The 14,807-nt window shown below is 57.7% G+C and carries 13 protein-coding genes; 8 read left to right on the top strand and 5 right to left on the bottom strand.

The window, feature by feature from the left end:
- Positions 1-86 precede the first annotated feature (86 nt).
- The 4 genes from QRD42_RS11620 to rhlE form a co-directional block, all read right to left on the bottom strand.
- The gene (locus QRD42_RS11620) at positions 87-1,415 is read right to left on the bottom strand and encodes a 6-phospho-alpha-glucosidase (protein WP_234007181.1); all 1,329 of its coding nucleotides are present in this window, start codon (positions 1,413-1,415) and stop codon (positions 87-89) included.
- Between the two features lie 8 nt (positions 1,416-1,423).
- A complete protein-coding gene (locus tag QRD42_RS11615; protein ID WP_318363583.1) occupies positions 1,424-3,028 on the bottom strand; it encodes a PTS transporter subunit EIIC in 1,605 nt (534 codons plus the stop codon).
- A 127-nt stretch (positions 3,029-3,155) separates the two neighbouring features.
- Positions 3,156-3,890, bottom strand: coding sequence for a GntR family transcriptional regulator (locus tag QRD42_RS11610; protein ID WP_318363584.1), 735 nt, complete (start codon positions 3,888-3,890; stop codon positions 3,156-3,158).
- Between the two features lie 94 nt (positions 3,891-3,984).
- Positions 3,985-5,322: an ATP-dependent RNA helicase RhlE gene (gene rhlE / locus QRD42_RS11605; protein ID WP_318363585.1), complete on the bottom strand. Its 1,338-nt coding sequence runs from the start codon at positions 5,320-5,322 to the stop codon at positions 3,985-3,987.
- 229 nt (positions 5,323-5,551) lie between these two features.
- Between rhlE and cecR the strand changes: the two genes are divergently transcribed.
- The 5 genes from cecR (at position 5,552) to QRD42_RS11580 (ending at position 11,248) form a co-directional block, all read left to right on the top strand.
- Positions 5,552-6,229 carry a transcriptional regulator CecR gene (cecR, locus tag QRD42_RS11600; protein WP_072567906.1) on the top strand — a complete coding sequence of 226 codons (678 nt, stop codon included), beginning with the start codon at positions 5,552-5,554 and terminating at the stop codon, positions 6,227-6,229.
- Positions 6,226-7,221, top strand: a complete 996-nt coding sequence (gene hlyD / locus QRD42_RS11595; protein ID WP_072567905.1) for a secretion protein HlyD — start codon at positions 6,226-6,228, stop codon at positions 7,219-7,221. The genes cecR and hlyD overlap by 4 nt, the downstream gene beginning before the upstream one ends.
- On the top strand, positions 7,214-8,950 hold the full coding sequence (locus QRD42_RS11590; protein ID WP_321987165.1) for an ATP-binding cassette domain-containing protein: 1,737 nt from the start codon (positions 7,214-7,216) through the stop codon (positions 8,948-8,950). Before hlyD ends, QRD42_RS11590 begins: the two co-directional genes overlap by 8 nt.
- A complete protein-coding gene (locus tag QRD42_RS11585; RefSeq protein ID WP_072567903.1) occupies positions 8,943-10,076 on the top strand; it encodes an ABC transporter permease in 1,134 nt (377 codons plus the stop codon). The genes QRD42_RS11590 and QRD42_RS11585 overlap by 8 nt, the downstream gene beginning before the upstream one ends.
- Positions 10,077-10,141: 65 nt before the next feature.
- Positions 10,142-11,248 (top strand): ABC transporter permease, encoded by a 1,107-nt coding sequence (locus tag QRD42_RS11580; RefSeq protein ID WP_072567902.1) that lies wholly within the window; start codon positions 10,142-10,144, stop codon positions 11,246-11,248.
- Here the strand turns inward: QRD42_RS11580 and QRD42_RS11575 are convergent.
- Complete coding sequence (locus QRD42_RS11575; protein ID WP_321987164.1) at positions 11,210-11,620, bottom strand: YbhQ family protein; 411 nt, start codon at positions 11,618-11,620, stop codon at positions 11,210-11,212. The genes QRD42_RS11580 and QRD42_RS11575 overlap by 39 nt on opposite strands.
- A 133-nt stretch (positions 11,621-11,753) precedes the next feature.
- Between QRD42_RS11575 and QRD42_RS11570 the strand changes: the two genes are divergently transcribed.
- Genes QRD42_RS11570 through QRD42_RS11560 form a run of 3 tightly spaced genes read left to right on the top strand, consistent with a single transcriptional unit; the run spans position 11,754 to position 14,721 of the window.
- Complete coding sequence (locus QRD42_RS11570) at positions 11,754-12,515, top strand: endonuclease/exonuclease/phosphatase family protein (protein WP_072567900.1); 762 nt, start codon at positions 11,754-11,756, stop codon at positions 12,513-12,515.
- Positions 12,512-13,759: a cardiolipin synthase ClsB gene (gene clsB / locus QRD42_RS11565; protein WP_072567899.1), complete on the top strand. Its 1,248-nt coding sequence runs from the start codon at positions 12,512-12,514 to the stop codon at positions 13,757-13,759. Before QRD42_RS11570 ends, clsB begins: the two co-directional genes overlap by 4 nt.
- Positions 13,759-14,721: a lysylphosphatidylglycerol synthase transmembrane domain-containing protein gene (locus tag QRD42_RS11560; protein ID WP_321987163.1), complete on the top strand. Its 963-nt coding sequence runs from the start codon at positions 13,759-13,761 to the stop codon at positions 14,719-14,721. Before clsB ends, QRD42_RS11560 begins: the two co-directional genes overlap by 1 nt.
- Positions 14,722-14,807 lie beyond the last annotated feature (86 nt).

Genomic DNA, 14,807 nt, shown 5'->3' with positions numbered 1-14,807 from the left:
ATTTTTAGCGTTCAGGCAGTACCTTTTTTTGCCGCCTCTGGAAGGCGGCTCGTAAAAACGGGAGAAGTTACCTTCTCCCGCTCCGCTTAGCGCAGTTCAGGCCAGTACTCTTTGTTGGCCTCGATCAGCGCATCCAGCACTTTGCGGGCTTTTTTCGCATCCACAATGGTGCGGTTGAGGGTCAGCGCCTGCAACGCTTTGGTGTAAGAGCCTTCAAACCAGGCCTCCACCGTCAGTCGCTCATAGGCAAACTGCTGCTCGATAAGCCCTTTGTAGAAGGTGGGGATTTTGCCGACGCCATACGGACGCGCGCCGTTAACGCCGATTTCCGCCACCACTTCCACCATCACGTCGTCGTCAAGGTTCTCCACCAGACCGTTGTTTTCCAGCATGACGATGAATTTCTTCTTCAGATTGAAGGCGATGGCTTCCGCCAGCTCAACAATCATGTCGCCGTGCGCGTCGTTATGCACGACTTTAACGTTTTGGGTGGTGCCTTCCGCCACCGCCGTGCGGCACTCCTCAAACACGCGTTTTTCGCGACCGTTCATCACTTCGTTGGCGCGGGTAAAATTCGGATCCAGCTTCGAGAACTTGTATTCCGGATAGAGGTAGTACTGCAAATAGGTATTCGGCAGATAGTCCGGGAAATCACGCAGCATATCGGCGACGGCGGCGTAGGTGTCCAGCCAGGACTGATCGCGCTGCTCGGCATCCGCCGGTTTAAAGCCATTGTCGGAAATAATGGCTTTTAATTCCGGCACCAGATCGACGCCGTTTTCATCGTACAGGTGGGTGAACCAGCCGAAGTGGTTAAGGCCAAAATAGACCGGCTCGAAGTTTTCCGGATTGCGCCCCAGCAGGCGACCGTAGGAGCGCAGCAGGTTCACCGGCTGGTCGCAGATATTCATAATGCGATCGTCGTCCGGGAAACGCTGGTTCAGCGCGTCGGCGACAATGGCCGCCGGGTTGGTATAGTTGAGGATCCACGCCTTCGGTGAGCGGGCGCGCACATCTTCCACCAGCTGGATCATGTCGCGGATCGAGCGCATACCGTAGGCGAAGCCGCCTGCCCCACAGGTTTCCTGACCGATCACGCCAAGGCTCAGCGGAATTTTTTCATCTTTTTCGCGCATCGCGTAGCCGCCGGTGCGCATCTGGCAGAAGATGAAATCCATATCGGTGAAGGCCACGTCTTTATCCGTGGTGTAGGTAAATTCCAGTTCCGGGTATTCTTCCCGGAACAGCACTTTCGCATACTCGCCAATGACCGCCTGGCGCTCTTCATTCACATCAAACATCACCAGTTTCTTCAGCGGCAGACGCGCCTTGAGTTTGCATAATGCTTTTAATAAACCCGGCGTCCAGGTGGAACCACCGCCAACTAATACGATATTAAAAGTGTTTTTCATCATCAGTTCTCTTATTGCGTCTGTTGAATTAAATTTTGTTTTACGGCGCTGGCGATGCTTTCCACCTGCGGTCCGTAAATAACCTGAAGATCGTTCTCCGTCGTACGAATAAACCCACTGGCTCCGCTCTGTTTCAGCGCGGCTTCGTCCACTTTCGCCATATCGCGCAGTTTCACGCGCAGACGGGTAAAGCAGCAGTCAACGTGCTGAATATTCTCGCTGCCGCCCAGACCTTTCACGATCAGCGCGGTTTCACCGGACGGTTCCCCTGCCCCTGCCAGTACGCTGCGCACACTCTCTTCATCTTCACGCCCCGGCGTTCTGGCATTGGTGCGTAAAATGACCCACTTGAAAACGAAGTAGTACGCCGGCGCCCAGATAGCGCCCTGTAGCAGACTGAACCACCAGTGGGTTTTCGTGCCGCCCAGTACGCCGAACACCATAAAGTCGATAAAGCCGCCCTGAATATTGCCGATCATCACCTCCAGCAACTGCGCGCTGGCAAAAGAAAGCCCGGACATAATGGCGTGGAATATGAACAGAATGGGTGAGACAAAGATGAAGCTGAATTCCAGCGGCTCGGTGATGCCGGTGGTAAACGAGGCCAGCGCGCCCGCCATCATCAGCGCTTTAACCCGCTGTTTATGCTCAGGGCGGGCGCAGCGATAAATAGCCAGCGCGGCAGCGGGTAAACCGAACATCATTACCGGAATTTTGCCCTGCGCCAGGAAACGCGTGGCTTCGCGGGTAATGTCATCCGCCAGCGCGCCAGGATGCGCCAGCGCGTAATTGAAGATAGAGAGCGCGCCGATCACGCTTTCGTTATCGACATGCACCATGCCGCCGACCGGGGTGAAACGCACGGTTTCATTAAGAATATGGTGCAGGCCGGTCGGGATCAGAATGCGTTCGGTAAAGGCATAAACAAAGGTGCCGAACGGCCCGGACTCGCCAATAAATTCGCCGATATGAATAATCGCCGTGGCAATAACTGGCCAGATTAACGACATTAAGACGCCGACCAGCGGCAGGACCACCACGGTAATAATAGGGACAAAGCGGCGGCCACCAAAATAGGCGATGGCCGCCGGGAGTTTAATCATATAAAAACGGTTATGCAGCAATACCGTGACCATACCGGCAATCACCCCGCCGAGTACGCTCATCTGATAGGAAAATATCCCCAGCGTGCTGGCGAATTCCGCGGAATACATCACCGCTTCGGTCTGGCTGTAACCTTTTTCAACAAAGGCGGCTACAGAGGTGGTGGCGGGCGTTAAGCCCTGCACCAGCAGGCTGAAATTGACGCCGACGTGAAAGGTAATAAAGCCGATCACCGCTGCCAGCGCCGCCGTGGGTTTTTCATCCCGCGCCAGACCGATGGCGGCGGCAATGGCAAAGAGCAGGGGTAAATTAGCAAACAGCGATCCGGCCACTTTGCGTATAAAGCCGATGATGTGCTGCATCATCTGCGCATTCATCATCTCGGCACTGACAATCGCCGGATTCTGCAATGCCGCTGCAAGGCCAAGAAATATCCCGGCGGCGGCAATCACCGAAATCGGCATCATTAATGCCTTTCCTAAATCTTGTAAAAACTCGCCAGCGCGACTCATAGCGTGATCCTTATTGAAGTAAGTGATTTACGGATCGAAAACCTGCCATGAGTATAGCCAGCCAACATGTATAGTTGTCTAGCCCACTTATTTTATAACCAGAGATGGATCACAAATTCGCCGTTATTTACGGCCGTTCAGCGGTCAGCGTGAAGCGGTAATGCTGTTGGTTGTAATAGATTTCAGAAACTTCGAAGGGAATGCCTTCCGCAAGCCAGGCGACGGAAGTGGCATGGAGTACGGGTTCGTCACGATTAATACCGAGCATATCCCGCACGTCCTGAGACGGCAGCTCGGCGCGGATCTCTTTCTCTGAGCGGGCGACGGTATGCCCCTTGCGGCTGATGTAAGCGTATTTCGAGGCGTTGAGATCGGCTTCGCTCAGATCGGAAAACGGGGCGAGTAACATCCACGACTGCTCAAACACGAAGGGGATGTCATCCAGCAGGCGCAGGCGTTTCATAAACCAGACCTCTTCCCCGGCCTGCAATTGCAGCTTGTCGGCAATATCGCCGGGCGCAGGCTGGCGCGACAGGCAGATCAGGCGGTTTATCACCGGCTCTTCAAGACCGAGCGTGGCTTCGCTGGAGGAGAGATGACGATCGAGAGGTAACGGAATGCGGAGGATTTTTTTCGGATGGGCGACAAAGGTGCCCTGCCCGCGACGGCGCTCGACTTTTCCCTGCCGCACCAGATAATCCACGGCTTTGCGCGCGGTCATGCGCGACACCGAAAACTGCTGGCAGAGTTCATTTTCCGACGGAATGACGTCGCCCGGACGTAAATCACCGGCGCAGATACGGCGGGTCAGATACTGTTCAAGCTGTAAATATACCGGGACGGCAGAATGTTTATCGATCATCAGAGCGCTCCGCACAGAGTGAAGCGTATGTTAGCGATCCGCTGACAAAGTGACAACGCGGATTTTCCCTCTCCCGCAGGAGAGGGCGTTCCGGTTACTGGGCCGCCGGTTTGCGCGGACGCGGACGACGGGGTTTTTCACCGGCCGGTTTTGCCTCGCTGCTGCGGCGCGCGCCAGGCGCTGCGCTGTCGTTACGGCGTGGCTGCTGGCTGCGGCCATTGCCGCCCTGCCCGCGTCCACCGCCGCCGCCACGCTGCTGGCGACCGTTCTGAATAGGTTCCGCCTTGATGGACGGATCCGGCTCATAGCCCGGTACGGCGATACGCGGGATCTCTTTTTTCAGCAGACGTTCAATATCGCGCAGCAGTTTGTGCTCATCGACGCACACCAGCGATAGAGCCTCGCCGGTGGCGGCAGCACGGCCTGTACGGCCAATACGGTGCACATAGTCTTCCGGCACGTTTGGCAGTTCATAGTTCACCACGTGCGGCAGCTCTTCGATGTCCAGTCCACGGGCGGCGATATCCGTCGCCACCAGTACACGCAGATCGCCGGATTTGAAATCAGCCAGCGCCCGGGTACGTGCGCCCTGGCTTTTATTGCCGTGGATCGCCGCGCTGCGGATGCCGTCTTTGTTCAGCTGCTCCGCCAGATGGTTCGCGCCGTGCTTGGTACGGGTAAACACCAGCACCTGCCGCCAGTCGCCCTGGCCGATCAGCTGTGACAGCAGTTCCCGTTTGCGTTTTTTATCCACAAAGTGAACGTGCTGGGTGATCTGCTCAGAGGCGGTGTTGCGACGCGCCACTTCGATTTCCAGCGGGTTGTGCAGCAGCTTTTCCGCAAGACCCTTGATCTCATCAGAGAAGGTGGCGGAGAACAGCAGGTTCTGACGCTTTTTCGGCAGCTTCGCCAGCACACGGCGGATGTCGTGAATGAAGCCCATGTCGAGCATGCGATCTGCTTCGTCCAGCACGAGGATCTCCACGCTGTCGAGCTTCACGGCGTTCTGGTGTTCCAGATCCAGTAAGCGTCCCGGTGTCGCCACCAGTACGTCCACGCCGCCGCGCAGTTTCAGCATCTGCGGGTTAATGCTCACGCCGCCGAACACCACCAGCGAGCGGATATTCAGGTATTTGCTGTATTCACGGACGTTTTCGCCCACCTGGGCCGCCAGCTCACGGGTTGGCGTCAGGATCAGCGCGCGCACCGGACGGCGGGCTTTGCTGTGCGGCTCGTTGTTCACCAGGTGCTGCAGTAACGGCAGCGTGAAGCCTGCGGTTTTGCCGGTACCGGTTTGAGCGCTGGCCATCAGGTCGCGCCCCTGCAACACGGCCGGAATGGCCTGCTGCTGAATAGGAGTAGGTTCGCGGTAGCCCTGCTCGGCAACGGCGCGCAGGATCTCAGGGTTTAAACCCAGTTCATCAAAAGACATAACAACTCCGAACCGCCCCGACCGTTACCGGTGTAGTTTTCAGGGAGATCAGTAACGTGACGGATGACAAAAACCACAATGTCATGAAGAGGCGGAGTGTAGCAGCTTTTGTGACATACCGCATAAATTATCCCGAAGGCGGTTGTCAGCAAAATAAATCACTGTACTGGACAAGGTCAAAAAACAGGCATAATGTTAATCAATCGATTGATTAATTTTTAATGACGCCATGAATGCATCCCTGAAAACCAGTAAAGGCGAACAGGCAAAAGGCCTGCTGATCAAAGCAGCGCTGGCGCAGTTTGGTGAGTATGGCCTGAATGCCACCACCCGTGAGATCGCCGCCCAGGCCGGGCAAAACATTGCCGCCATCCCCTACTATTTTGGTTCGAAAGAGGATCTTTACCTCGCCTGCGCCCAGTCGATTGCCGACTTTATCGGCGAGAATTTCCGTGCCCATGCCGAGGCCGCCGAGCGTCTGCTGGCGCAGCCCGCACCGGATAAAGCCGCCATCCGCGAGCTGATCCTCCGCGCCTGCAACAATATGATCCAGTTGCTGACCGAAGATGAAACCCTGCCGCTGAGCAAATTTATCTCCCGGGAGCAGCTCTCCCCTACCCGCGCCTATCACCTGATCCATGAGCAGGTGATCGATCCCTTACACAGCCATTTAACGCGCCTGATCGCCGCCTTTACCGGGCGCGACGCCGGGGATACGCGCACGATTCTGCACACTCACGCCCTGCTCGGCGAAATCCTCGCCTTCCGTCTCGGACGGGAAACCATTTTACTGCGTGCAGGCTGGCAGGCGTTTGATGCCGGGAAGTGCGCGCAAATCTACGAAGTCATCTGCTGCCATCTCGATCTTATCCTCGAAGGATTAACGTTAAGGAGTCAGGAGTCATGAAAAAACCGGTGATTATCGCGCTGGCGATGGTGGCGGTGCTCGCTGTTATCGGCGCGGGGACGCTGTGGTATCAGAGCCGTCAGGATCAGCCGCTGACGCTGTACGGCAACGTGGATATTCGCACGGTGAATCTCAGCTTTCGCGTCGGCGGCCGTTTGCAGACGCTGAACGTCGATGAAGGGGACCGGCTGAAAGCGGGCCAGACGCTCGGCGTGCTGGATCGCGCCCCTTATGAGAACGCGCTGTTGCAGGCGAAGGCCAATGTCTCCACCGCGCAGGCGAAATACGATCTGACCATTGCGGGCTACCGTGATGAGGAGATCGCCCAGGCGGTGGCGGCGGTCAATCAGGCGCGCGCGGCCTATGACTATGCGCAAAACTTTTATCAGCGCCAGCAGGGGCTGTGGAAAAGCCGGGTGATCTCCGCCAACGATCTGGAGAACGCCCGTTCGTCACGGGATCAGGCGCAGGCCAGCCTGAAATCGGCGCAGGATAAGCTCAGCCAGTTCCGCGCCGGGAACCGGCCGCAGGAAATCGCCCAGGCGAAAGCGGGCCTTGAACAGGCACAGGCGCAGCTGGCCCAGGCGGAGCTGGATCTGCATGACACCACGCTGGTCGCGCCGTCCGACGGTACGGTGCTGACCCGCGCCGTGGAGCCGGGCAGTATGCTGAATGCGGGCAGCACGGTGTTAACCCTGTCCCTCACCCGCCCGGTGTGGGTGCGCGCCTATATCAATGAACAGAGCCTCGGCGAGGCGCGACCTGGCCGCGAAATCCTGCTCTATACCGATAGCCGCCCGGATAAGCCGTATCACGGCAAAATCGGCTTTGTTTCGCCAACGGCGGAGTTCACGCCGAAAACCGTCGAGACGCCGGATCTGCGCACCGACCTGGTGTATCGCCTGCGCATTATCGTCACCGATGCCGACGATAACCTGCGCCAGGGGATGCCGATCACCGCCACCTTCCAGGATGCCGCGGCGCATGAGTAATGACGGCATCCAGTTAAGCGGCCTGGTTAAACGCTTTGCCGGGATGGACAAGCCCGCCGTGGCGCGGCTGGACTGCGGGATCGCCTCCGGCTACGTCACCGGCCTGGTCGGGCCGGACGGCGCGGGCAAAACCACGCTGATGCGGATGCTGGCCGGGCTGATGAAGCCTGATGAGGGGGAAGCGCGGGTGCTGGGCTTCGATCCTGTCCAGGACGACCGCGCTCTGCATGCGGTGCTGGGCTATATGCCGCAAAAATTCGGCCTGTACGAAGATTTAACGGTGATGGAAAACCTTAATCTGTATGCCGATCTGCGCAGCGTCACCGGCGAAGCGCGAAAACAAACTTTTGCCCGGCTGCTGGAATTTACGGCCCTTGGCCCCTTCACCGGGCGGCTGGCGGGAAAACTTTCCGGCGGTATGAAGCAGAAGCTGGGGCTGGCCTGCACGCTGGTGGGCGAGCCGAAAGTGCTGCTGCTGGACGAGCCGGGGGTCGGCGTCGATCCCATCTCCCGCCGGGAGCTGTGGCAGATGGTGCATGAGCTGGCCGGGGACGGCATGCTGATTTTGTGGAGCACCTCCTATCTGGACGAGGCGGAACAGTGCCGCGATGTGCTGCTGATGAACGAAGGCGAACTGCTGTATCAGGGCGAGCCAAAAGCGCTGACGCAAACCATCGCCGGACGCAGTTTTCTGCTGCACAGCCCGCAGGAAAATAACCGTCGTCTGTTGCAGCGCGCGCTGAAGCTGCCGCAGGTGAGCGATGGCATGATCCAGGGCAAATCGGTACGCCTGATCCTCAAAAAAGAGGCCACTGCCGATGACATTCGCCAGGCGCCCGGTATGCCGGACATTGAGATAGCTGAAACCGCGCCGCGCTTTGAAGATGCCTTTATCGATCTGCTCGGCGGCGCGGGGGCGTCGGAATCGCCGCTAGGCGCTATTCTGCATACTGTTACTGGCAGCGCCGACGAAACGGTGATCGAAGCGCAGTCCCTGACCAAAAAATTCGGTGATTTCGCCGCCACCGATCACGTGGATTTCAGCGTCAAACGCGGGGAGATCTTCGGCCTGCTCGGGCCGAACGGTGCGGGGAAATCCACCACCTTTAAAATGATGTGCGGCCTGCTGGTGCCGACGTCCGGTAAAGCGCTGGTGTTAGGGATGGATCTGAAAGTCAGCTCCGGCAAAGCGCGGCAGCATCTCGGCTATATGGCGCAAAAATTCTCGCTGTACGGCAACCTGAGCGTTGAACAGAACCTGCGCTTTTTCTCCGGCGTCTATGGCCTGCGTGGGCGGGCGCAGGAGGAGAAAATCAACCGTATGAGCGAGGCGTTCGGCCTGAAAACGCTGGCCGGACAGGCGACGGACTCTCTGCCGCTCGGTTTTAAACAGCGGCTGGCGCTGGCCTGCTCGCTGATGCACGAGCCGGATATTCTGTTTCTGGATGAGCCGACCTCCGGCGTCGATCCCCTCACCCGCCGTGAATTCTGGCTGCACATTAACAGCATGGTGGAAAAAGGCGTCACCGTGATGGTGACCACGCACTTTATGGACGAAGCGGAGTACTGCGATCGTATTGGCCTGGTGTATCGCGGCAAGCTGATCGCCAGCGGTACGCCGGACGATCTTAAAGCGCAGACCGCCGACGATGCGCAGCAGGATCCGACCATGGAGCAGGCCTTTATCCGCCTGATCAACGACTGGGACGAGGAGCATGCCAATGAGTAGTTCCGCTATAAGCTGGCGGCGGGTGCGCGCGCTGTGCGTGAAAGAGACGCGGCAGATCGTGCGCGACCCCAGCAGCTGGCTGATCGCCTTTGTCATTCCGCTGCTGTTGCTGTTTATCTTCGGCTACGGCATTAACCTTGATTCCAGCAAGCTGCGCGTCGGCGTGTTGCTTGAGCAGCGCAGCGAAGAGGCGCTGGATTTCACCCATGCAATGACCGGCTCCCCCTATATTGACGCCACCATCAGCAACAGCCGTCCGCAGCTGATTGAAATGATGCAGGCGGGACGCATTCGCGGTCTGGTGGTGATCCCGGTGGATTTCGCCGAAAAAATGGCGCGCCCCGGCGATGATGCGCCGGTGCAGGTGATCACCGACGGCAGCGAGCCGAATACCGCCAACTTTGTGCAGGGCTATGTGCAGGGCATCTGGCAGCTGTGGCAGACCCAGCGCGCCAGCGATCGTGGGGAAACCTTTGAACCGCTGATCGACGTGCAGATGCGCTACTGGTTTAACCCGGCGGCCATCAGCCAGCATTTTATTATTCCCGGCGCGGTGACCATCATTATGACGGTGATCGGCGCAATTCTTACCTCGCTGGTGGTGGCGCGGGAGTGGGAGCGCGGCACCATGGAGGCGCTGCTTTCCACCGAGGTGACGCGCGGCGAGCTGCTGCTGTGCAAGCTGATCCCCTACTATTTTCTCGGCATGCTGGCGATGTTGCTGTGCATGCTGGTGTCGGTGTTCGTGCTGGGCGTGCCCTACCGGGGCTCGCTGTTGATACTGTTTTTGATCACCAGTCTGTTTTTACTGAGCACCCTCGGTATGGGGCTGCTGATCTCCACCATCACCCGCAACCAGTTTAATGCCGCGCAGGTGGCGCTGAACGCCGCGTTTCTGCCGTCGGTGATGTTGTCAGGCTTTATCTTTCAGATCGACAGTATGCCCGCCGCCATCCGCATGGTGACCTACATTATTCCGGCGCGTTATTTCGCCAGTACCCTGCAAAGCCTGTTTCTGGCGGGGAATATCCCGACGGTGCTGGTGATCAATACGCTGTTTCTGGTGGCCTCGGCGGTGATGTTTATCGGCCTGACGTGGATGAAAACCAAACGGCGGCTGGATTGATTTTGCCCGGTGGCGCTGCGCTTACCGGGCCTACAAGGTCGCCAGGATCGTTTTAAGGAGCAAACATGTTTCACCGACTCTGGACGTTGATCCGCAAAGAACTGCAATCGCTGCTGCGCGAGCCGCAAACCCGCGCCATTCTCGTGCTGCCGGTGCTTATCCAGGTGCTGCTGTTTCCCTTTGCCGCCACCCTGGAAGTGACCAACGCCACCATTGCCATCTATAACGAAGACAACGGCAAACATGCCATTGAGCTGACCCAGCGCTTCGCGCGGGCGAAAGCCTTTACGCACGTCCTCATGCTCAACAGCCCGCAGGAGATCAAACCGACGATCGACCAGCAAAAAGCCCTGCTGCTGGTGCGCTTCCCGGCGGATTTTTCGCGCAATCTGGATAGCTTCCAGCCCGCGCCGATGCAGCTGATCCTCGACGGGCGTAACTCCAACAGCGCACAGATCGCCGCCAACTATTTACAGCAAATCGTCAAAGACTATCAGCAGGAGTTGCTGGGGGATCGGCCAAAACCGAATAACAGCGAACTGGTGGTGCGCAACTGGTATAACCCGAATCTGGACTATAAATGGTTTGTCGTGCCGTCGCTGATTGCGATGATCACCACCATCGGCGTGATGATTGTCACCTCGCTGTCGGTGGCGCGCGAGCGGGAACAGGGCACCCTGGATCAGCTGCTGGTGTCGCCGCTGGCGACCTGGCAGATCTTCGTCGGCAAGGCGGTACCGGCGTTAATCGTCGCCACCTTCCAGGCCACCATCGTGCTGGCCATCGGTATTTTTGCCTATCAGATCCCCTTTGCCGGATCGCTGCTGCTGTTTTATTTCACCATGGTGATTTACGGACTGTCGCTGGTGGGCTTCGGGCTGTTGATTTCGTCGCTCTGCGCCACCCAGCAGCAGGCGTTTATCGGCGTATTCGTGTTTATGATGCCGGCGATTTTGCTCTCCGGCTATGTGTCGCCGGTGGAAAACATGCCTGTCTGGTTGCAGAATCTGACGTGGGTGAATCCGATCCGCCATTTCACCGACATAACCAAGCAAATTTATCTCAAGGATGCGAGTCTGGGGATCGTATGGGGAAGTTTATGGCCGCTACTGGTGATAACGGCCACGACAGGTTCAGCGGCGTACGCGATGTTTCGTCGTAAAGTGGCCTGAGTTTTTATCTTTCATCAGCAGCGAAATGATGGCCGGACCGGCGAGGATCACCACGCCGGCCAGCGCCAGCAGCAGGTTATTTTGCAGCACGCGGGAGAGCAGCCACAGCACGATCATCGCCGCGCCAAAATACCAGGTGGTGGTCAGCTCTTCGAGGAAATCCCCCAGCTCGCGCCATTTCGCCTCATGGTGACGTTGCAGCGCCAGCATCAGCAGCACGGTGACGCCATAGACCACGCACAGCCCCAGGCCGACATGCACCAGCGACTTGCTCATCCAGCCCATTATCAGCACTGCGACGACCATTAAATGCAACACAATCTGCCAGCAACTTAAGCCTGTTGCGACACGAATACGTTGTTGCCATCTCATGGCTTATCTCCTTAACGGATATCTAACTGTATTGAGAGTACCGGACTTTACGGAAAAATCCGTAAGGCCGCATCTTTTTGTGACAAGGACTACACTTTATTTTCATCAGGATAGTGACGCGGGAAGGATAAAAATGACGCAACAAACCCGACAGTTTTCTTTGAAAGTGCTCACCATTAATACGCACAAGGGCTTCACAGCATTTAATAAACGCTTCATTTTGCCTGAGTTGCGCGATGCGGTGCGCACTGTCAGCGCAGATATCGTCTGCCTCCAGGAGGTGATGGGCGCGCACGAAGTACACCCGTTACACGTCGAGAACTGGCCGGATACCACGCATTATGAATTCCTCGCCGATACCATGTGGAGCGACTTTGCCTATGGCCGCAATGCGGTCTACCCTGAAGGGCACCACGGCAATGCCGTGCTGTCGCGCTACCCGATAGAACACTATGAAAACCGTGATGTGTCGGTGGAGGGCAGCGAAAATCGCGGTCTGCTCTACTGCCGCATTGTGCCGCCGCAATATGACCGGCCAATCCACGTGATTTGCGTCCATCTGGGCCTGCGCGAGGCGCATCGGCAGGCGCAGCTGGATATGCTGGCTGAGTGGGTAAATGCCTTCCCGGAAGGTGAGCCGGTGCTGGTGGCGGGTGATTTTAACGACTGGCTGCAAAAGGCCAATCGTCCCCTACAAACGAAGGCCGGACTGGAAGAGATTTTTACGCGGGCGCATGGCCGTCCGGCGCGTACTTTTCCGGTTAGTTTCCCGGTGCTACGTCTTGATCGTATTTATGTGAAAAATGCCAGTGCCAGCGCGCCCACGGCGCTTCCGCTGCGCAACTGGCGTCATTTGTCCGATCATGCGCCGCTGAGCGCGGAGATCCATTTATGAAATGTGGCTGGCGAGAAGGGAACCGTATCCAGCTTCTGGAAAACGGTGACGAATATTATCCCGCGGTGTTTGATGCAATCGATCATGCACAGCGCAAAGTGATCCTCGAAACCTTTATCTGGTTTGAGGATGAGGTCGGCAAACAGCTGCACGCGGTGATCCTGCGCGCGGCGCAGCGCGGCGTGGATGTGGAAGTGCTGCTGGACGGCTACGGCTCACCGGATTTGAGCGACGAATTTGTCAGTCAACTGACGTCTGCGGGCGTGGTGTTCCGCTATTACGATCCGCGCCCTCCGCTGATGGGCATGCGCACCAACGTGTTCCGCCGAATGCACCGCAAGATCGTGGTGATCGACAATACCATCGCCTTTGTCGGGGGCATCAACTACTCTGCAGAACATATGTCCGATTACGGACCAGAAGCCAAACAGGATTACGCAGTACGGGTGGAAGGCCCGGTGGTGCAGGATATTCTGCAATTTGAACTGGAAAACCTGCCGCAGAACGCGCAAACCCGCCGCTGGTGGCAGCAGCGTCGTCGTCATCTGGCGGAGGAAAACCGCACGCCAGGCGAGGCGCAGGCGCTGTTTGTCTGGCGCGACAACGACGATCACCGGGACGACATTGAGCGTCACTACTTGAAAATGCTGGCCAATGCCAAACGCGAAGTGATCATCGCCAACGCCTATTTCTTCCCCGGCTATCGACTGCTGCATGCCATGCGCAATGCGGCACGGCGCGGCGTGCGGGTGAAGTTGATCGTACAGGGCGAACCCGATATGCCGATTGTGAAAGTGGGCGCGGAACTACTGTACAACTATCTGCTAAAAGGCGGCGTGCAGGTCTATGAATACCGTCGTCGCCCGCTGCATGGCAAAGTGGCGCTGATGGATGACCACTGGGCAACCGTCGGCTCCAGTAATCTCGATCCGCTCAGCCTGTCGCTGAATCTGGAAGCCAACCTGATTATTCATGACCGCGAGTTCAACCAGACGCTACGCGAGAATCTCAACGCGATTATCGCTAATGACTGTAAGCGCGTGGATGAAACCATGGCGCCGAAGCGCACCTGGTGGAACCTGGCCATCAACGTGGTGGTGTTCCACTTCCTGCGTAAATTCCCGGCGCTGGTGGGATGGTTGCCAGCCCATACGCCGCGGCTGGCGCAGGTGCCCGCGCCGGTACAGCCGGAAATCGAAACCCAGGATCGCGTCACTCCCGAAAACTCTGAGGTAAAACCCTGATGGCAAAATCGCATCCGAAGTGGCGTCTTGCCAAAAAAATCCTGACATGGGTGTTTTTTATCGCCATGGCGGTTCTGCTGGTGGTGTATGCGCGTACGGTGAACTGGGAAGATGTCTGGGAGGTGATCCGCAACTATAACCGCACGACGCTGCTGATTGCGCTGGGTCTGGTGGTGGTGAGCTATCTGCTCTACGGCTGTTACGATCTGCTGGCGCGCACCTACTGCGGGCATAAGCTGGCGGCGCGTCAGGTGATGCTGGTGTCCTTCGTCTGCTATGCCTTTAACCTGACGTTAAGCACCTGGGTTGGCGGTATCGGCATGCGCTACCGGCTCTATTCCCGCCTGGGGCTGCCGGGCAGCACCATCACGCGTATTTTCTCCCTGAGTATCACCACGAACTGGCTGGGCTATATTCTGCTCGGCGGCATTATCTTCACCTTTGGCGTGGTGGAACTGCCCGCCCACTGGTATATCGACGAAGGTACGCTGCGTATTGCGGGCGTGGTGCTGCTGGCGTTTATCGCCGCCTATATGTGGTTCTGCGCCTTTGCCAAACGTCGCCATGCCACCATCAAAGGCCAGAAGCTGGTGCTGCCGTCATGGAAGTTTGCGCTGGCGCAGATGGCGATCTCCAGCGCCAACTGGATGGCGATGGGGGCTATTATCTGGCTGCTGCTGGGCCAGGAAGTGAACTATTTCTTCGTGCTGGGCGTCCTGCTGGTGAGCAGTATCGCCGGGGTGATTATTCATATCCCGGCGGGTATCGGCGTGCTGGAAGCGGTGTTTATTGCGCTGCTGGCGGGGGAACATACGTCTAAAGGGGCAATCATCGCCGCCCTGCTCGCTTACCGTATGCTGTATTACTTTATCCCGCTGCTGCTGGCGCTGGTGTGTTATCTGCTGCTGGAAGGCCGGGCGAAGAAGCTACGGGCGAAGAACGAGAAGGCGATGGCGAAGTAAGATTAGTATCGCCCGGTGGCGCGCAGCGATCCGGGCCTACGCGCTCTGTAGATAACGTAGGCCGGGCAAACAACGTGCCGCCCGGC

The sequence above is a fragment of the Enterobacter sp. PGRG2 genome (genome assembly GCF_030291195.1).
Lineage (GTDB): Bacteria > Pseudomonadota > Gammaproteobacteria > Enterobacterales > Enterobacteriaceae > Enterobacter_D.
Note: the sequence above shows the minus strand (reverse complement) of the source record. Positions and strands in the feature narration are given on the sequence as shown.